Source organism: Acidobacteriota bacterium (assembly GCA_016195325.1).
Lineage (GTDB): Bacteria > Acidobacteriota > Polarisedimenticolia > JACPZX01 > JACPZX01 > JACPZX01.
In genome coordinates, this window is sequence record JACPZX010000015.1 from 23179 (window position 1) to 41409 (window position 18231).

General features: G+C 70.6%; 16 protein-coding genes and 3 pseudogenes. 12 read left to right on the forward strand and 7 right to left on the reverse strand.

The window, feature by feature from the left end; all coding sequences use genetic code 11:
- Nucleotide 1 precedes the first annotated feature (1 nt).
- Genes HY049_02510 through HY049_02530 form a run of 5 tightly spaced genes read right to left on the reverse strand, consistent with a single transcriptional unit; the run spans nt 2 to nt 5649 of the window.
- Entirely contained in the window at nt 2–1741 is a 1740-nt protein-coding gene (locus HY049_02510) for a tetratricopeptide repeat protein (GenBank protein MBI3447786.1), read from the reverse strand.
- Entirely contained in the window at nt 1742–2737 is a 996-nt protein-coding gene (locus HY049_02515; protein ID MBI3447787.1) for a VWA domain-containing protein, read from the reverse strand.
- Nucleotides 2737–3768, reverse strand: a complete 1032-nt coding sequence (locus HY049_02520) for a hypothetical protein (protein MBI3447788.1) — start codon at nt 3766–3768, stop codon at nt 2737–2739. Before HY049_02520 ends, HY049_02515 begins: the two co-directional genes overlap by 1 nt.
- Nucleotide 3769: 1 nt before the next feature.
- Nucleotides 3770–4660, reverse strand: coding sequence for a DUF58 domain-containing protein (locus tag HY049_02525; GenBank protein MBI3447789.1), 891 nt, complete (start codon nt 4658–4660; stop codon nt 3770–3772).
- Nucleotides 4661–4662: 2 nt separating this feature from the next.
- Nucleotides 4663–5649 carry an AAA family ATPase gene (locus tag HY049_02530; protein MBI3447790.1) on the reverse strand — a complete coding sequence of 329 codons (987 nt, stop codon included), beginning with the start codon at nt 5647–5649 and terminating at the stop codon, nt 4663–4665.
- A 203-nt stretch (nt 5650–5852) separates the two neighbouring features.
- Between HY049_02530 and HY049_02535 the strand changes: the two genes are divergently transcribed.
- The 7 genes from HY049_02535 to HY049_02565 are packed head-to-tail and all read left to right on the forward strand — an operon-like array spanning nt 5853 to nt 11882.
- Nucleotides 5853–6623: a protein-glutamate O-methyltransferase CheR gene (locus tag HY049_02535; protein MBI3447791.1), complete on the forward strand. Its 771-nt coding sequence runs from the start codon at nt 5853–5855 to the stop codon at nt 6621–6623.
- Between the two features lie 10 nt (nt 6624–6633).
- Nucleotides 6634–7884: a methyl-accepting chemotaxis protein gene (locus HY049_02540; GenBank protein ID MBI3447792.1), complete on the forward strand. Its 1251-nt coding sequence runs from the start codon at nt 6634–6636 to the stop codon at nt 7882–7884.
- Between the two features lie 13 nt (nt 7885–7897).
- Nucleotides 7898–8377, forward strand: a complete 480-nt coding sequence (locus tag HY049_02545; GenBank protein ID MBI3447793.1) for a chemotaxis protein CheW — start codon at nt 7898–7900, stop codon at nt 8375–8377.
- A 13-nt stretch (nt 8378–8390) separates the two neighbouring features.
- Nucleotides 8391–8759, forward strand: coding sequence for a response regulator (locus HY049_02550; GenBank protein MBI3447794.1), 369 nt, complete (start codon nt 8391–8393; stop codon nt 8757–8759).
- A 7-nt stretch (nt 8760–8766) separates the two neighbouring features.
- Nucleotides 8767–10725, forward strand: a complete 1959-nt coding sequence (locus HY049_02555) for a chemotaxis protein CheA (protein ID MBI3447795.1) — start codon at nt 8767–8769, stop codon at nt 10723–10725.
- A 16-nt stretch (nt 10726–10741) separates the two neighbouring features.
- Entirely contained in the window at nt 10742–11359 is a 618-nt protein-coding gene (locus HY049_02560) for a chemotaxis protein CheC (GenBank protein ID MBI3447796.1), read from the forward strand.
- A 16-nt stretch (nt 11360–11375) separates the two neighbouring features.
- Nucleotides 11376–11882, forward strand: a complete 507-nt coding sequence (locus HY049_02565; protein MBI3447797.1) for a chemotaxis protein CheD — start codon at nt 11376–11378, stop codon at nt 11880–11882.
- Between the two features lie 9 nt (nt 11883–11891).
- On the opposite strand, the gene HY049_02570 is transcribed toward HY049_02565, so the two are convergent.
- Both HY049_02570 and trxA read right to left on the reverse strand, forming a co-directional pair.
- The gene (locus HY049_02570; GenBank protein ID MBI3447798.1) at nt 11892–13043 is read right to left on the reverse strand and encodes an epoxide hydrolase; all 1152 of its coding nucleotides are present in this window, start codon (nt 13041–13043) and stop codon (nt 11892–11894) included.
- Between the two features lie 141 nt (nt 13044–13184).
- The gene (gene trxA, locus HY049_02575) at nt 13185–13517 is read right to left on the reverse strand and encodes a thioredoxin (protein MBI3447799.1); all 333 of its coding nucleotides are present in this window, start codon (nt 13515–13517) and stop codon (nt 13185–13187) included.
- A gap of 147 nt (nt 13518–13664) precedes the next feature.
- Between trxA and rsmA the strand changes: the two are divergent.
- From rsmA to HY049_02600, 5 genes and pseudogenes are all read left to right on the forward strand, one after another.
- Nucleotides 13665–14462: pseudogene (gene rsmA, locus HY049_02580) on the forward strand (ribosomal RNA small subunit methyltransferase A).
- A 28-nt stretch (nt 14463–14490) separates the two neighbouring features.
- Nucleotides 14491–16101, forward strand: coding sequence for a ribonuclease J (locus tag HY049_02585; protein MBI3447800.1), 1611 nt, complete (start codon nt 14491–14493; stop codon nt 16099–16101).
- A pseudogene (locus HY049_02590) lies at nt 16101–16616 on the forward strand (DNA translocase FtsK 4TM domain-containing protein). The gene HY049_02585 and the pseudogene HY049_02590 overlap by 1 nt, the downstream one beginning before the upstream one ends.
- A gap of 144 nt (nt 16617–16760) precedes the next feature.
- Nucleotides 16761–17201 (forward strand): annotated as a pseudogene (locus HY049_02595) (DNA translocase FtsK).
- Between the two features lie 531 nt (nt 17202–17732).
- The coding region (locus tag HY049_02600; GenBank protein ID MBI3447801.1) for a DNA translocase FtsK at nt 17733–18231 on the forward strand (499 nt) is incomplete at its 3' end.

The window sequence follows — 18231 nt, forward strand, 5'->3', positions numbered from 1 at the left end:
CCTACCAGTCCTTCTCGGGAGGCCTGTCGGGGCGGCGCTGCTTCGTCCCCTCGGCCTTGGGCTTGTCGGCCCCCTTGAGGGCGTCGAGGATCCGCTCGGCCTCCTGGCGATCCTTGCGCTCGGTGGGAGTGCTCGGCCGCTCCTCGGTGGCGCCGGCCTGCGGCTTCTGATCCTTCTTCTGATCCCCGTCCTTCGGCTCCTGCGGCTGTTTCTGCTGCTTGCCGTCCTGCTTCTTGTCGTCCTTCTTCTGCTGATCCTGCTGCGGCGGGGGCTGCTGCTTCTGCAACTTCATGAGCGCCAGCTCGAGGTTCTTCCGCGCCTCCGCGTCCTGAGGGTTCGCGCGGAGGGCCTCCTTGTAGTCCTCGATCGCCTCCTTGTACTTCTGCTCGGCGAGGCTCGCGGTCCCCGAGTTGAAGCGCGCGCTCTGGGAGAGCTTCCCGTCGCGGGCGGCGAAGGCCCGCTGGTACGCCTCGCGCGCCTTGTCGAACTCCCCCTTGCGGTAGAAGACGTTGCCGATGCCGAGCTGGATCTCCGGGGAGTCGGGCTTCGAGAGCTGGGCCTGGGTGTAAAGCTTCAGCGCGTCGTCGTACTTCCCCTCCTTGAAGAGGCGGTTCGCCTCGTCGACCAGCGCCGGCGCCGACGCGGCCAACGCGGGAACGATCGCCGCGCCGAAAAGAAGAAGGGCCGCGACGACGGCCCGCCCCGCGCCCCCCGCCGCCGGGCGGCTCTCCGACCCGCTTCGCGGTTTCACGCGATCGGGGATGAGCGCCTCGAGGACGAGGAGGGCGATCGCCACGGCCAGTGGGATCTGGAATCGCTCCTCGTACCGCGTGAGGAGGCGCTGCTGCATCTCCCGCTTGTCCATTCCCGAGATCGCCTCCGCGATCTTCTCGATCTCCCCCTCGCCCGGGGTCGCCTGGAGGTAGAGGCCGCCGGTCTTCTCGGCGACGGCGGCGAGCCCCTGCTCCTCGAGGCGCGTCGTGACGACCTTCCCCTGCCGATCCTGCTTGTAGCCGGTGACGGCGCCGCGATCGTCTCTGAGCGGGATGGGCCCGCCGGCGGCCGTGCCGACGCCGACAGTATGGACGATGATCCCCTGCTCCGCCGCCTCGGCGATCGCGGCGTCGACCTCCCCCGCGTGGTCCTCCCCGTCGCTGAAGACGACCGCCGCCTTGTACCGCCTCTCCTTGCTCTTGAGCGTCTCGGCGATCTGCTTCATCGCGAGGCCGAGGGAGGTCCCAGGAAAGCTCAGGATCCCGGGGTCCATCGCGTCGAGGAACATCCGCGACGCCGCGTGATCGAGCGTCATCGGGCACAGCGTCGCCGCCGAACCCGAGAAGGCGACGACGCCAATCCGATCCCCCGGGAGGAGATCGGCGAGGCGCGCCGCCTCGCTCTGCGCCTTCGCGAGGCGCGACGGGCGCAGGTCCTCGGCGAGCATGCTGAGAGACACGTCCACCGCGAGGACGACGTCCACCCCCCGCCTCGACATCGGCTCGACCGTCATCCCCCACTGCGGGCGCGCGAGGGCGAGGACCATGAACGCGGCCGCCGCCGTCGCCAGCGCGGCCTTCACGAACCGCCGCTCCAGCGGCACGGTGGTGACAATTCGATCGAGGATCCGCGCGTCGGCCAGCGAGAGGAGCCGCCGGCGGCGCGCCAGGATCGACCAGACGAGCAGGAGCCCGAGGAAGGGGACCAGCGTGAGCCCCCAGAGGATCCCGGCCTCCGCGAAGCGCATCTAGGGAAGCCTCCGCAGCTTCGTTCCGGCGAGCGTGAGCTCGAGCGCGACGAGGCCGACGGCCGGCCACAGCAGCCACGGGAAGAGCTCGTTCCACCGGGCGTAGTGGCGGACCTTGATGTCGGACTTCTCCAGGGAGTCGATCGACTTGAAGATCTCGACGAGCGAGTCGCGGTCGGTCGCCCGGAAGTACTTCCCTCCCGTCGCCTCGGCGATGCTCGTCAGCGACGCGTCGTCGAGATCGGCGCGCAGGTACACGTACCGCTTCCCGAGGATCGGGTCCTCGACCGGGTACGGCGCCTCCCCGCGCGTCCCGACGCCGATCGTGTAGACGCGGATCCCGAGGGTCTTCGCGAGGGCCGCCGCCGTGGAGGGATCGATCTCCCCCCGGTTGTTCCGGCCGTCGGTCAGGAGCACCACGACCTTGCTCTGCGCGTCGCTCCCCCGGAGGCGGTTGAGGGAGAGCGACAGCCCGATGCCGATCGCCGTCCCCTCGTCGCGGCTCGCGAGATCGACGTTCGAGAGGAGGCCGAGGAGCACCTCCGTGTCGAGCGTGAGGGGGCAGGCGGTGTAGCCGCGCCCGGCGAAGACGACGAGCCCCATCCGATCGTTCTTGCGCCCCTCGATGAAGGCGGCCACCGCCTCCTTCGCGACGGCGAGGCGGTTTCGAGGGCGGAGGTCCTCGGCCGCCATGCTCGTCGAGTTGTCGAGCGTGATCATGATGTCGATGCCGCGGGTGAGCATCTCGTCCTCGGTGTGCCCCGCCTGCGGGCGGGCGAAGGCGAGGGCGAGGAGGATCAGCGCCGCCACGCGGAGGGCCGCCGGGAGGTGCCTCAGGTGCGACCAGACCGTCGTCCCCGAGGAGCCGAGCATGCCGAGGCTGGAGAACCTGAGGCTCGCCCGCCGCGACCGCTCGTGCCGGAATTTGAGGTAGACGACGATCGGGATCGCCGCGGCGGCGAGGAGGAGCCAGGGATCGGCGAAGCGGAAGTCGATCACGGCGCGCCCCCCCCGGCGGCGGGGGGAACGGGGGGCGCGGGGCGGGCCAGATCGAGGATGCGGCGGGCGCACTCGACCGTGGCGCCGGCGGCCGCGCGGTCGGGAAGGTGCTTCGCGAACTTCACGAGATCGCACGCACCGAGGAAGGCGCCCGTCTCGCCCCTCACCGCCTGCGGGGCCTTCACCGTCTGGAGGTCCTGCATGACCTCCCACGACGTCCTGTCCACGGCGTCGATCCCGGCGACCTCGCCGAGGTAGCGCTTCACGATCTCGGCGAGCTCGACGTGGAACTCCTTCACGCGCCCCGCCTCGAGATGCCCCGCGCGGAGCAGCGCCTCGAGGAGCTCGCGGTAGCGGTCGTAGGCCGGCCGGGAGGGAACCTCAGGCGCCGCGGGGGCGGCCGGGCGCGCGGCGCGCCTCTTCAGCCACCGGCGGATCAGGATCGCGGCGGCGATCGCCGCGACGAGCCCCGCCGCGAGCCAGAGCCAGCCGCGCAGCTCGGCGGGAAGGCCGAACCCCGAGCGGATGTCCGCGGGCTTCTCCTCGGGATCCTTCACGGTGGCGACGATCTCCACTTTCATCGGCGCCGTCTCGATCGCGACGCTCTCCCCTCCCCCCTCGGGGGCGTACCTCAGGGTGAGCGCGGGGATCTCCGTCTTCCCGATCTCGAACGCGGTCAGCTTGAAGATCCACTGCGTGACGTTGGGGTCCGCGGCTTTCCCGCCCGCGGGCGGGGCGTTCGGATCGGGGGGCGGAGGTCCCGGCCCGAAGACCGTCTCGACGTCGAAGACCCCGGCCTTCTCGGAGACGGAGCGGGGCTCCCACCTCAGCGGCCGGGGTTCGGTGGCGGTGACCGTCACGAGGATTGGCTCGCCGACCGCGACGTGGTCCTTGTCGACCCGGACGTCGAGCTTCACCGCGCCGGCCGCGTCGGGCGGCGCGGCCACGGCCCCGGCCGCGGGAGCGGCGGTGAGGAGGGCCGCGAGCGCGAGGAGGGCGGCGCCGGTGGGGACGCCCGGGCGCCTCACGTCACCGCGCGGACCGGGCCCGCGCTTCGAAGTACCGGATGAGGGGGACATCGTAGGGTTCGCCGGTCGAAAGCCTCACGAGATCGACTCCCGACGCGCGAAGGGATTTCTTGAGGGAGGCCCGGCGCTCGGCGGCCGAAAGCGTGAGGGCCCCCTCGAGGCGGGGATCTCCGGTGTCGACGACGCGGCGCGCTCCGGTCTCGGCGTCCTCGATCTCGAGGAGGCCGACGTCGGGGAACGACGCCTCCCGCGGGTCCTCGATCGAGATCGCGATCATGTCGTACTTGCGCGCCGCGATCCGGAGCGGCTTGTCGTAACCCGAGGCCAGAAAATCGGAGATCAGGAAGAGGACGCAGTGACGGGTGAGGACGCGGCGCGCGTACTCGAGGGCGGCCCCGACGTCCGTCCGCCTGTCCACCGGCTCGTAGCTCAGGATCTCGCGGATGACGCGGAGCACGTGCGTCTTCCCCTTCTTCGGCGGGATGTACTTCTCGACCTGCCCGGTGAAGAGGATGGCGCCGACGCGGTCGTTGTTCTTGATCGCCGAGAAGGCGAGGAGGGCGGCGACCTCGGCGGCGAGCTCCGCCTTGGTGCGCCCCCGCGAGCCGAAGTCCTTCGAGCCGCTGACGTCCACGGCGATGAAAACGGTCAGCTCCCGCTCCTCGACGTACTTCTTGACGAACGGGTGTCCCATGCGGGCCGACACGTTCCAGTCGATGCTGCGGACGTCGTCGCCCACCTGGTACTCGCGCACCTCCGAGAACTCCATCCCGCGGCCGCGGAAGACGCTGTGGTACTCCCCCGCCATGGAGTCCTGGACGATGCGGCGCGTGCGGATCTCGATACGCCGGACGGCCCGTATCACCTCGGGGGGGACGCCTCTCACCGACATGCCTACGGCACCTCGATGGCGTCGAACACGCGCCGCACGATCTCCTCCGTCGTCACCTCCTCGGCCTCCGCCTCGTAGGTGAGGATGAGGCGGTGGCGCAGGACGTCGGCCCCGATCGCCTTCACGTCCTCGGGGGTGACGTAGCCGCGGCCCCGGATGAAGGCGTGCGCCTTGGACGCCGTCGTCAGGAAGATCGTGGCGCGCGGCGAGGCGCCGTACTGGACGAGCCCGGCGATGTCGAGCTTGAACTCGGCGGGGCGGCGCGTCGCGTGCACGATCGAGACGATGTAGTCCTTGATCCGATCGTCCACGTACACCTCGGCCGCCGCCGCGCGCGCCCGCTTCATCGCGTCCGTCGTGATCACCTTCGCGGCGGAGGGGAGCACGGGGCCGGTCATGCGCTCGAGGATCTCGCGCTCCTCGACGCGCGAGGGGTAGTCGACCTTGAGCTTGAGCATGAACCGGTCGACCTGCGCCTCGGGAAGGGGATACGTCCCCTCCTGCTCGATCGGGTTCTGCGTGGCGAGGACCAGGAAGGGGTCGGGGAGGGGGAAAGTCTGATCGCCGATCGTGACCTGCCTCTCCTGCATCGCCTCGAGCAGCGCCGACTGCACCTTCGCCGGGGCGCGGTTGATCTCGTCGGCCAGAACGATGTTCGCGAAGATCGGCCCTTTCTTGGGGACGAAGACCGTGTCCTTCTGGTTGAAGATCATCGTGCCGACGAGGTCCGCGGGGAGGAGGTCGGGGGTGAACTGGAGGCGCTGGAACTTCGCGTCGATCGCGTCGGCGAACGTCTTGACCGCCATCGTCTTCGCGAGCCCTGGCACCCCCTCGAGGAGGAGGTGCCCGCCGGTGAGCGTGCCGATCAGGAGCCGGTCCAGCAGCCCCTTCTGGCCCACGATGACCTTGCGCATCTCGGCGAGAAGGGCCTCGACGAAGACCCCCTCCCGCCGGACGAGCTCGTTCACAGCCTGGATGTCGGTCGCCATCAATAAACCCCCTCAAACATTGATGCGGCGGCCCGCTGTCATTATCTTTGCAGCCGGCCGCGGCGGCCTGCGATGGTAGACGCTACCTCCAACACCGTCAAGGAGTTAGCCTTGACCCCACCCCCTCGCATGGTAGAATGCCGCGCCTCACGGGGCCGATGCAGGCGGATGCGGAGAGCGAATTCGAGCGGATCCGATGGCTGGTGCGACGCCGCAGGGGTCAGGACCTCGCGCACTATCGACGGTCCTACGTCCAGCGGCGTCTCCTGGCGCGGATGCGCGCCACGCGGGCCTCTGGCGCGGCCGCGTACGCCCGGCTCCTCTCGCGCGACCCCGAAGAGGCCGATCGTCTCGTCGCGGCGCTCAGCACCAAGGTCACGCAATTCTTTCGGAATCCGACTTTCTATGCGCTCCTCCAGTCCCGCGTCGTCCCCGAGATCCTCGCCGCCGCCTCCCCCGGGCGGACCGTCCGCCTCTGCTCCGCGGGGTGCGCGACGGGCGAGGAGGCCTGGTCGCTCGCGTCGATCGTGGACCTGTGCGCCCGCGACGCGCCGGGAGTCCCGATCCGCGTCGTCGGCACCGACGTCGACCGGCAGGCGATCGCGACCGCGAAGCGCGGCGTCTACCCGATGGCCGCGCTCCGAGGCGTCCCTACGGAAATCCGGGCCCGCTGTTTCAAGGGGGTGGACGGCGGGCGCGGCTGCGCCCCCTCGAGCGCCCTGGCCGCCGTCACCACCTTCCGGGTCGAGAGCCTCTTCGCCCGGAGCGCCGCCGGCGCCTTCGATCTCATCCTGTGCCGCAACGTGCTCATCTACTTCGAGGCCGACCGGCAGCAGCAGATTCTCGCGCGCCTCGCAACGGCGCTCCGCCCGGGCGGCTATCTCGCGCTCGGCCGCGTGGAGCGGATCGCGGGGGAATCGCGCGCGCTCTTCGAGGTCGTCCACGTGAGGGAGCGGATCTACCGGAGACTCTGAGGGAAACGGAATGCAGAGCAAGCTGTTCGTCGGGTTCCTGATCGTCGCGGTCCTGGTCTCCGTCATCAACCTGGTCATCTTCTACGTCGCCCAGCAGAACCCCCAGACGGGGCTCGGCTGGTTCGTCGCGATCATCGTGGGCGGCGACGTGGTGATGGGCGGCCTCGCCGCGCTCACCCTCTCGCGCTACTACTCCCGGAACCTGAAGGAGCTGGCGATCGCCTCGGCGGCGCTCAGCAAGGGGGATCTCACGCGGAAGGTGGAGATCCCCGCCGGCGACGAGGTGGGGGACCTCGCCAACTCGTTCAACGCGATGCTGGGGAGCATGTTGAACGTCGTCACCGAGGTGAAGTCGACGAGCCAGCACATCTTCGAGTCGGCCCAAAGTCTCTCGTCCACGGCCGAGGAGATGAACGCCTCGACGGAGGAGATATCGAACACCGTCCAGAGCATCGCGCGCGGCGCCGAGACCCAGGCCGACATGGTGTCGCGCACGCAGGAGATCACCCGCACCCTCGCGGCGTCGGTCGAGGAGATCGCGACCAAGGCGCGCGCCGCCTCGGCGAGCTCGGGGGAGGCCGAGGAGAAGGCCCGCCAGGGAAGCGAGTACGCGACCTCGGCCGTGCGGAAGATCAACGAGGTCTCGCTGCGCGTCGAGAAGGCCTCGACCGCGGTCGCGGGATTCCGCGAGCGCGCCCTCGAGATCAACAAGACCGTCGACTTCATCAGCAACATCGCCCAGGAGACGCACCTCCTCGCGTTGAACGCGACGATCGAGGCGGCCCGCGCCGGCGAGCACGGGCGCGGCTTCGCGGTCGTCGCCGAGGAGGTCCGGAAGCTCGCCGAGAACGCGCGGGTCTTCGCCGAGCAGATCTCGAAGCTCGCGCAGGACATCAACAACGGCTCCGCCGAGGTCATCCAGACGATGGCCGACTCGCACGAGTCGGCGCGCGAGGGGCGCGACGTCGTGAACGCGGCCGGGCGATCGCTCGACGAGATCACCGCCTCCGTCCACGCGGTCGTCGCCCGCGTGCAGGAGATCTCGGGGCTCACGGACAAGCAGGCGCGGGGCGCCGAGGGGCTCGTGAAGGCGATCGAGGAGATCGCGCGCATCGCCGAGTCGAACGCGGCGGGCACCGAGGAGGCCTCGGCGGCGACTCAGGAGCAGACGGCCTCGATGCAGGAGATGTACACGTCGGCGGCGCAGCTCGCGCGCACCTCCGACACGCTCAAGGATCTCGTCTCGATCTTCAAGATGTAGCCGGAGGGGGCGCGTGGCCGAAGCGGCGTTCGTTCACTTCGAGATCTCGGGGGATCGCCTCGGCGTCCTCCTCGACGAGATCCGCGAGGTAGCCCGCGTGACGCGCGTGACCCCCGTCCCGCGCGCGCCGGCGGCGGTGCGCGGGGTCGCGAACATCCGCGGCCGCGTGGTGACGCTGATCGACGTCGACGTCCTCTACTCTCCGCCGGGGAGCCCCGGCCCGAGGGGGGACGGCCCAGGCCACGCGGTGGTCCTCGCGGCGCCGCGCGAAAACCTCGCCCTCTTCACGCGGGCGCGCGTCGACATCGGGCGCGGCCAGGAGTCGTCGATCTCGGGCGGCCGGCCGGGGGGCCCGCGCGCCGCGGACGGCCTCGGCGCCCCGCCGTACGCCGCCCTCGTGGAGATGGACGGCCGGATGGTGCACCTGCTTTCCGCGGCCGACCTCGCGGCCCACTGCGAGGCCCGGGTGCTGAAGCGTTTCAGGACGCGATAGAGGAGAGCTTCGAATGGCGACGCGGGTGCTCATCGTGGACGACGCGCTCTACATGCGCTCGATGATCCGGGACATCCTGAAGACGACGGGACGGTTCGAGATCGTCGGCGAGGCGGCGAACGGCCGCGAGGCGGTCGACAGGTTCCTCGAGCTGAAGCCCGAGCTCGTGACGATGGACATCGTGATGCCCGAGCTGGACGGCATCGAGGCGACCCGCGAGATCCTCAGCCGAACCCCTACGGCCGTGATCATCATGTGCAGCGCGCTCGGGCAGGAGGCCCTCGTCATCGAGTCGATCGCGGCGGGGGCGAAGGACTTCATCGTCAAGCCCTTCACGCCGGAGAAGGTGCTCAAGGTCGTCGACAACGTGATGAAGAGGTGACGTCCTCGTGGACATGAGCCGTTACCTCGATCTGTTCGTCTCGGAGGCGCGGCAGCACCTCATGGAGGCCGAGCGGGAGATCGCGCGCCTCGCGGCCGGAGAGAGCGACGCCGAGGGGCTCAACGCCCTCTACCGCCATTTCCACTCGCTGAAGGGGATGGCGGCGTCGATGGGGTTCGCGCCGATCGCCACCCTCAGCCACAAGGTCGAGGACCTCTTCGACGAGATCCGCAAGGACCCCGCCGCCCGCGCCGGCCGCCCCGGCGTCGCCGACCTCGTCGTCGCCGCGCTCGACGTGATCGCGTCGATGGTGGAGACCGTGGCGGGAGGCGGGCACGACCTTCCCGGGACGGAGGATCTCGCCGCCTCGGTCGCGCGCGCAACCGTCGCGATGGCGGGAGAGAGCGCCCCCTCCCCCGCTCCCGGTGCCGAGCGGGCGCCGGGCGGGATCGCCGGCGCCGCGGCACCGGCGCCGGATGGGGACGACGGGGCGACGGTCTTCAGGTGCCGGCTCCAGATCAACCCCGACGCCGAGCTTCCGGCCGCCCGCGCCGCCCTCGCGCTGAGGCAGCTCGACTCGGTCGGCTCGATTCTCACCTCCACGCCGGCGCGCGAGACGCTCGGCCACGCCCCGTTCGACGGATCGATCGCCCTGCTCCTCTCGACGAAGCTCCCGCGCGCGAAGATCGTCGCCGCGATCGAGGGGATCCTCGACGTCGCGTCGTACAGCCTCAACGAGGAGCTCCTCCCCGTGGAGCCCGCGGCGCGCCGGGAGGGCCCGAGGGAGAGCGAGGCGGGGCTCCCCTCGACGATCCGCATCCCGACGCACTCCCTCGACAGGTTTCTCGACACGCTCGGCGAGCTGATCACGTGGCGCGGCAGCCTCGGCGCCGCGCTGAAGGGAAAGGATCTCCACACGGCGACCGAGAGCCACGGGAAGCTCGCGGGGGCCATCGACCGCCTGCGCGCGGACGTGATGGAGATCCGCCTCCTGCCGTTCGAGCACATCGCGCCGCACCTCAACCAGACGGTGCGCGCCCTCGCGCGGCAGACGGGAAAGAGGGTCGCGCTCCAGGTCTCCGGGATGGAGGTCGCTCTCGATCGCGCCGTCCTCGAGGAGATCCTCGATCCCCTCAATCACATGTTACGCAACGCCGTCGATCACGGGATCGAGCCCGCGGAGGAGCGCGAGGCGCACGGCAAGGACTCCACGGGCCGCATCTTCATCGCCGTCTCCCGCGAGGGGGATCGCGTGAGGCTGAAGATCGAGGACGACGGCCGCGGGATCGACCCCGACGAGATCCTGAAGTCGGCCATCGACGGGGGGTTCATCTCGGTGGCCGACGCCGCCGCGCTCACCCCCGCGGACGTCCTCCTCCTCACGACCATCCCCGGATTCTCCACGACGGAGCGCCCGAACGAGCTGTCCGGCCGCGGCGTCGGGATGGACGTGGTCCGCACGCGGATCGAGAAGCTCGGCGGGCACATGGACCTCCGCACGCAGAAGGGGTCGGGGGTGACGATACTCCTCGACCTCCCGCTCACGGTCGCCGTGATCGACGCCTTCCTCGTGGAGGTGGGCGGCACGATCTTCGCCGTCCCGGGCTCGGTCGCCTACCGCACGATGCTCGCCTCGCGCGACCTCGTGCGGCGATCCCGCGGCGGCTTCTTCCTCGACGAGGGGGGCACGCTCCTCCACGCCTTCAGGCCCGACGACGCCCTCGGCCTGCAGCCTGACGGTCGGGAGCTGCCGGAGCGGTTCCCCGTCCTCCTCTTTCGAACCGAGGCCGTCCACGGCGCGCTCGCGGTGGACTCGATCCTCGAGCGGCGCGAGCTGGTCGTGAAGCCGCTCGGGCCGCCCCTCGAGCACCTGCGGGAGTACAGCGGCGCCGCGCTCCTCGACGACGGCCGCATCGCGCTCATCCTCGACGTCCCCAACCTGCACCGGCAGGTCACGGGGAGCTGACAGCCGGGAGGCCCGCATGACGACCCTCAGCCTCGCAACGAAGGATCTCGAGCGCCTCCGCCGCATCAGCGTCGAGGGAGCCTACGCCGCCGAGCGGGCGCTGCACCAGTTCACGGGCGCCGCCGTGAGGCTCGACGTCGCGGCCGTGTCGAGCGTCGATCTCGCCGACGTGCCGGCTCTCCTCGGCGGCCCCGAGGCTCCCGTCGTCGGCATCCACCTCAAGGTCTTCGGCGACTGCCGCGCGAGCGTCTTCCTCGCGCTCCCCCCCCGGACCGCCCTGAAGATCCTCGCGATCCTGTTCCCGCCCGGCGCCCTCAGCGTCGACGAGATGAGCGAGATGGAGATCTCCGGGCTGATGGAGATGGGGAACATCCTCACCTGCGCCTACCTGAACGCGATGAGCGCGGCGCTCGGCATGAGCCTCATCCCGAGCGTGCCGATGTTCGCGAGCGACATGGCCGGCGCCGTCGTCGACGTCCTCCTCATCGAGCAGGGGCAGCGCGCCGACGCGGCGCTCGTCATCCACACGGAGATCACCGCCGAGCCGGACCTGAGGGGGCAGCTCCTCCTGATGCCCGACCCGGCATCGCTCCCCCGGATCCTCGAGGCCCTCGCCGAGAGCCGAGAGCCGTGACGGAGGGACGGGGCGCGTGAGGCGTGGGGAGGCGGTGGTGGAGCGCGTGCGCATGGGCGAGATCCTCGTCCGCGAGGCCCCGGCGCAGCTCGCCATCTACGGCCTCGGATCGTGCGTCGCCGTCTTCATCCACGAGCCGGGGCGAAAACTCGCCGGGCTCGCCCACATCCTCCTCCCGGCCCCCGCCTCACGGGGCGCGGCGGGGCCTGCGGCGCCGACGGGCAAGTTCGCCGACACCGCGATCCCGGCGATCCTCGAGGCGATCCGCGAGATGGGGGGACACCCCGCCTCGTGCGTCGCGAAGGTCGCGGGCGGAGCCCACATGTTCGCGGCCACGCCCTCGACCGACCGGGAGACGCTCGGCGAGCGCAACATCCGCGCCGCGCTCGAGGCGCTCGCGCACCACGGGGTCGAGATCGCGGGGATGGACATCGGCGGATCGTACGGGCGGACGATCGTGGCCGACGCCGGGAGCGGCGACCTGACGATCACGAGCCTGAAGCGCGAGGCGAAGAAGATCTGACGCCCGCGCCTACCTGAGCGGCCGGAAGAACTCCCGGATGTCGGCCGCCAGGAGCTCGGGCTCCTCCATCGCGGCGAAGTGCCCCCCGCGGGGGAACTCGGTCCACCGCCTCACGTCGTAGACGCGCTCGACCCACTCGCGGGGGGGCATCGGCGCTTCCTTCGCGAACCGGGCGACGCCGGCCGGGACCGCGATCCGGTCCCCGTCGCGGAAGTGGAGCGGCGTCCTCTTCGACTCCAGGTAGAGGCGCATCGACGAGCCAATCGTCCCCGTCGCCCAGTAGATCGTCACGTGGGTGAGGATCTCGTCGCGGCTGAAGCGGCGCAGCGCGTCGCCGCCGCAGTCGCTCCACTCCTGGAGCTTCTCGAGGATCCACGCGGCGAGCCCGGCCGGCGAGTCGTTCAGCGCGTAGGCGAGCGTCTGCGGCCTCGTCCCCTGCACGTGGCCGTAGGCGCCGTCGTCCTCGAGCCAGCGATCGCGACCTTCGAGGAATTGCCGCTCGGCCGCGCTCGTTTCGCGCGCGCCCGGGCCGAGGTGCGGGCGGTACGATCCCGGGATGTAGTTGAGGTGGATTCCGGGGAGAGGCGACGGGTGGTCGACGGCGAGCCACGTCGTGATGGCGGCCCCCCAGTCCCCTCCGTGCGCGCCGTACCGCTCGTACCCCAGCGCCGACATGAGATCCGCCCACATCCCCGCGACGCGGCGGCTGCTCATCCCCGGGGCGTTCGGCCGATCGGAGAAGCCGTAGCCCGGGATCGACGGCACGATGACATCGAAGGCGTCGTCCGGATCACCCCCCCAACGGACCGGATCGGTGAGGAGCGGGATGACCTTCACGAACTCGGCGAACGTCCCCGGCCAGCCGTGCGTGAGGAGGAGCGGCAACGGCCTCGTCCCCTTCCCCCTCTCGTGAACGAGATGGACGCGGCCGCCCGCGAGCGGGATGAGGCGGTGCGCGAAGGCGTTGAGCGCCCGCTCCCTCTCGCGCCAGTCGAACCGCTCGCGCCAGTAGTCGGTCAGATCGCGGAGCGCGGCGAGGGGAAGGCCGTAGGCGGCGCCGGCCCCTTCGATCTCGTCGGGCCAGCGGGTGCGGGAGAGGCGATCGCGCAGGTCGTCGAGGACGGCGTCCGCGATGTGGATCTCAAACCTTTCCCCTTCCATCGTGGCCTCCGGGTCGCCGCGCGTCCCTGCCTGCGGCGCGCGCGCGTGTGGATGTAGACTACGCGGCGGCAGGGGTCCGGTTTCGCGCCGGGGCGGCCGCCGCGATCACGCCCGCTCAGCGTTGCCCGCGGGACCAGGAAATCAGGAAATGTGGCGGCTGATCATCCCCGAGATCGCCTCTTTCGACTGGGAGCCGATGATCTGCTCGGCGACTTTGCCGTCCTTGAAGAGGAGAAGGGTCGGAATGCTCATCACCCCGAACCGGGTCGCGATGGCGGGGTTGTCGTCCACGTCGAGCTTGCCGATGCGCGCCTTTCCCCTGTACTCGGTGGAGAGCTTCTCGAGGATCGGGGCCACCGCCCGGCACGGGGCGCACCAGGTCGCCCAGAAATCCACGAGGATGGGGCCGCCGTCCTTTTTCGCGATCTCGGCGTCGAAGTTGGTCTCGGTGAGAACGATCATCCCTTCGCTCATCTGGAACGGCGCTCCTTGTCGGTGGCCGCCCTGCGTTTCGGGCGGAACGGTCTGGGGTCGTCAATCTTATCACAGCGTTCTCGGGCGGCAAGGCGCCCGCCGCGCCGCGACGTTCAAGGAAGGCGCCGCACGCGGCGCCTGTTGACGATGACGACGCCGAGGCGGCGCCGATCGCTCGGGCAGCACTTCCTCCGGAACCTCGCGGCCGCGGACCAGATCGTCTCGAACTTCGCCCCGGTCCCCGGGGAGGTCGTGCTCGAAGTCGGCCCCGGCCACGGCGTGCTCACGGAGCGGCTCCTCGCCGCGGGGGCGCGCGTCCTCGCGATAGAGAAGGACGCCGCGGTCGCCGCCGGGCTGAGGGATCGCCTCGGCGCCGACGGGCGGCTGCACCTCGTGGTCGGCGACGCCCTCGACGAGCCGCTCGCCGCCCACCTCAGGGGGTTGGATGCCGCTCCCTCCGCGCGGTTTCGCCTCCTCGCGAACCTCCCCTACTCGGTGGGGACCGAGATCGTCTCGCGGGCCCTCCTCGCGGCCCCCCTCTTCGCCTCGCTCACGGTCATGCTCCAGCGCGAGGTGGCCGAGCGGATCTGCGCCCCCCCCGGGGGGAAGACGTACGGGTCGCTGTCGGTCCTCTCCCAGTACTACAGCTCCCCGAGGGTGGTGATGCGGCTCGCCCCGGGGTCGTTCTCCCCGCCGCCGAAGGTCGACAGCGCCGTCGTGGTGATGCCGCTGCGCGAGAGCCGGGAGCTCGAGGGGGATGCCGAGAAGGGGTACCCCCCCTTCATCCGCGCGCTCTTTCACCAGAAGCGGCGCACCCTCCCCCACAACCTCGCCCACGCCTTCGGCGGCGATCGCGGCGCGGCGGCCGCGCGCGTCGCCGCGCTCGGCGTCGATCCCGCGCGGCGTCCCGAAACGCTGACGCGCGCCGAGTGCCTGCGGATCTACTCCCCTGGGCGGGCTCGGGGAGTTCGGCATGAACATGATGGCGATCCGCTACGGCGACGCCGCCATCGTGATCGACGCGGGCCTCATGTTCCCCGAGGACTCCTTCCACGGGGTCGACTTCATCGTGCCGGACATGACGTACCTGCTCGACGAGCCGGCCATCGTGAAGGCCGTCTTCCTCTCGCACGGCCACGAGGATCACATCGGCGCCCTCCCCCATCTCTTCCAGAGGGTGAAGTGCCCCGTCTACGGCACGAAGCTCACGCTGGGGTTCGCGCGCCAGAGGCTCGAGGAGTACCGGATCGACACGCACGCGAACGAGCTGAACCCGGTGCGCCCGGGGGAGACCGTCGAGGCCGGGCCCTTCCGCGTCGAGTTCCTGCAGGTGACGCACAGCATCCCCGACGCGGTGGCGATGGCGATCCGCACCCCCGTCGGGACGATCGTCCACACCGCCGACTTCAAGATCGATCAGACCCCCGTGGACGGGCGCCTCTTCGACTTCCGCCGCTTCACCGAGCTCGGGTCCGAAGGGGTCCTCGCGCTCCTGTCCGACAGCACGAACGCCGCGCGGCCGGGGTTCACCCCCTCCGAGCGCGAGGTGGGGAGGGCGCTCGAGCCGCTCGTGAAGGCGGCGAAGGGGCGCGTCATCGTCACCACCTTCGCGAGCAACATCCACCGCCTGCAGCAGATCGTCGCCATCGCCGCGCGCACCGGGCGCAAGGTCGCCTTCCTCGGGCGGAGCGTCGCCTCGAACGTGCGCGTGTCCGAGGAGCTCGGCTACATGCACGTCCCCCCCGGCATCGTCATCGACCCGCGGGAGCTCGAGCGCCACCCTCCGGGCGAGCTCGTCGCCATCGTCTCGGGGAGCCAGGGGGAGCCGATGAGCGCGCTCTCGCGCCTCGCGCTCAACGATCACCGCGATCTGACGATCGGGCGGGGCGACCTGGTCATCCTGTCGGCGCGCCGCATCCCGGGGAACGAGCGCCCCATCGGGCGCGTCGTCAACCACCTGTGCCGGCGCGGGGCCGACGTCCTCCTCGACGACGGCCCGGCGCGCATCCACGTCTCGGGGCACGCGAGCCGCGAGGAGCTGAAGATCATGCTCTCGCTCACCCGCCCGAAGTACTTCATCCCCGTCCACGGCGACTTCCAGCACCTCTCGCAGCACGCGCGGATCGCGACCGAGATGGGGTGGCCCGACGAGCGGGTGCTCCTCGCGGAGACCGGCGACATCATCGAGCTCGACGAAGGGTCCGCCCGCGTCACCGGCAAGGCCCGCGTCGGCTCGGTCTTCATCGACGGCACGCTCGAGGAGGTCGAGGAGATGGTGATCCGCGACCGGCGCCACATCGCCGAGGACGGCGTGGTGGTGCCGATCGTGCTCATCGACCAGCACACGGGAAACGTCGAGTCGGAGCCCGAGATCGTCAGCCGCGGCTTCGTCTGGGTGCAGGACGAGAAGCAGCTCTTCAGCGAGGCGGCGGCGGTCGTCATGGAGTCGATCCGCGGCTGCTCCGTCGAGGAGCGGGGGGACAACGGCTTCATCACGATGCGCATCCAGGCCGATCTGAAGCGCTTCCTGAGAAAGCGGACGCAGCGGCGCCCCATGATCATCCCCGTCGTACTGGAGGTCTGATGGCCCGCATCCCCAGGCTCGGCGAGGCAGTCGGCATCGCGCTGGTCTCCCTCAGCTTCACGCTCGCCCTCGCCCTCATCAGCCACACGCCGGGAGACCCCTCGTTCTTCGCGCACGCCGCCTCCCCGGGGCCGGCGCACAACATCGTCGGCCGCGCGGGGGCCACCCTCTCGGAGGCCTTCCTCCAGATCTTCGGCCTCGTCTCGTACGTCCTCGTCGTCGCGGGGGCGTGGCTCGGTCTGCGGCGGATCTTCGGGAAAGGAGGGCCGGGCCTTCTCGCGGCCCTCGTCGGCTTCGGCGGGATGCTCCTGGGGCTCCTGCCGCTGCTGCACCTCGCGCTCGGCGCGAACCTCCTCGGCGCGGGCGTCGACTCGGGGGGGATCCTCGGCGCGGCGATCGGCGACGCCATGGCGTCGGTGATGAACCGCGCCGGCGCGGTCATCTTCTCCCTGACCGTCGTCCTCGCCTGCGCCGTCGTCACGACGAAGGTCTCCTTCCCCGACGTTCTCAAGCTCTTCGGCGGCGCGGCGGCCGCGGCGGCCCGGAAGGGGCGCACCGCCCTCGCGAGGTTCACCGAGAGGCGGAGGCGCGATCGGATGCGCGAGCAGGTCGTGAAGAAGCAGGCCCGCTCCCAGACCCTCGACGTCCCGGCGGCGCCCGTGCGGCCGAAGGCCGAAGCCGGCCCCTCCCCCTCGCCGCAGAGGGCCCCCCGCCTCGCCGCGGGCCCCGCGCCCGAGCACGAGCCCCGCCCCGCACCGAAGCAGGCGCGCCTGCCGATAGGACCGGGGGAGCGCGGCTACACGCTGCCGCCGCTCTCGCTCCTCCAGGCCGCGTCGGCCTCCGCGACGGTGGACGACAAGGCGCTCTTCGCGAAGGCGAAGAAACTCACCGAGAAATGCCGCGAGTTCGGCGTGGACGGCGCGGTCATCGAGATCCATCCCGGCCCCGTCGTCACCACCTTCGAGTTCAAGCCCGACGCCGGCATCAAGTACAGCAAGGTGACGTCGCTCGCCGACGACCTGTGCCTCGCGATGGAGGCCGAGAGCGTCCGCATCGATCGCGTCTCGGGGAAGTCCACCGTCGGCATCGAGGTACCGAACGACATCCGCGAGACGATCTACATGCGGGAGATGCTCGAGTCTGCGAAGTTCCAGAAGAGCCCCTCGCGCCTCACGCTCGCGCTCGGCAAGACGATCGACGGCGAGCCCTACGTCGCCGATCTCGCGAAGATGCCCCACCTCCTGATCGCGGGGGCGACCGGCGCGGGGAAGTCGGTGACCTTGAACTCGATCATCGCCAGCATCCTCTTCCGATGCTCGCCCGACGAGGTGAAGTTCATCATGATCGACACCAAGCGGCTGGAGCTGGGGATCTACGAGAACATCCCGCACCTCCTCACCCCCGTCGTGGCGGAGCCGAAGAAGGCGAGCAACGCCCTCAAGTGGGCCACGCTCGAGATGGAGCGGCGCTACAAGACGCTGGCCGAGTGCGGCGTCCGGAACATCGATCAGTACAACGCCTACCTGAAGCAGGGGAAGGCCGGGATGGGGGGGCAGAGCACCGCCGACGGCGGCCCCGAGGTGAAGCCCCTTCCCTACGTCCTCGTCGTCATCGACGAGCTGGCCGATCTGATGATCCTCGCGGCCGCCGACGTCGAGGACTCGATCACGCGCCTCGCGCAGATGGCGCGCGCCGTCGGCATCCACCTGATCCTCTCGACGCAGCGCCCGTCGGTGGACGTCGTCACCGGCGTCATCAAGGCCAACCTCCCGTCGCGCGTCGCGCTGCGCGTGTCGAGCAAGGTCGACTCGCGGACGATCATCGACGCGAACGGCGCGGAAAAGCTCCTCGGGAACGGCGACATGCTCTTCCTCCCCCCGGGAAGCGCGAGGCTCCTGAGGCTCCACGGCTCGTACATCGCCGACAACGAGTGCTTGAAGGTGGCCGAGTTCCTCAGGAAGCAGGCCCGCCCCAACTTCGACGAGTCGGTCACCGTCGAGAAGAAGGAGGCGGCGGACTTCGAGGGCGAGGAGGACACGATGTTCGGCGAGGCGGTGCGGATGGCGATCGAGACGAAGTCGGTCTCCGCAAGCAACCTCCAGCGGCGCCTGCGGCTCGGCTACGCGCGCG

What these genes read in the sequence shown, in the direction of transcription:
- HY049_02510 (MBI3447786.1), bottom strand. Translation starts at nt 1,741, where the DNA reads ATGCGCTTCGCGGAGGCCGGGATCCTCTGGGGGCTCACGCTGGTCCCC.
- HY049_02525 (MBI3447789.1), bottom strand. Translation starts at nt 4,660, where the DNA reads ATGTCGGTGAGAGGCGTCCCCCCCGAGGTGATACGGGCCGTCCGGCGT.
- HY049_02530 (MBI3447790.1), bottom strand. Translation starts at nt 5,649, where the DNA reads ATGGCGACCGACATCCAGGCTGTGAACGAGCTCGTCCGGCGGGAGGGG.
- HY049_02540 (MBI3447792.1), top strand. Translation starts at nt 6,634, where the DNA reads ATGCAGAGCAAGCTGTTCGTCGGGTTCCTGATCGTCGCGGTCCTGGTC.
- HY049_02550 (MBI3447794.1), top strand. Translation starts at nt 8,391, where the DNA reads ATGGCGACGCGGGTGCTCATCGTGGACGACGCGCTCTACATGCGCTCG.
- HY049_02560 (MBI3447796.1), top strand. Translation starts at nt 10,742, where the DNA reads ATGACGACCCTCAGCCTCGCAACGAAGGATCTCGAGCGCCTCCGCCGC.
- HY049_02570 (MBI3447798.1), bottom strand. Translation starts at nt 13,043, where the DNA reads ATGGAAGGGGAAAGGTTTGAGATCCACATCGCGGACGCCGTCCTCGAC.
- trxA (MBI3447799.1), bottom strand. Translation starts at nt 13,517, where the DNA reads ATGAGCGAAGGGATGATCGTTCTCACCGAGACCAACTTCGACGCCGAG.
- HY049_02585 (MBI3447800.1), top strand. Translation starts at nt 14,491, where the DNA reads ATGAACATGATGGCGATCCGCTACGGCGACGCCGCCATCGTGATCGAC.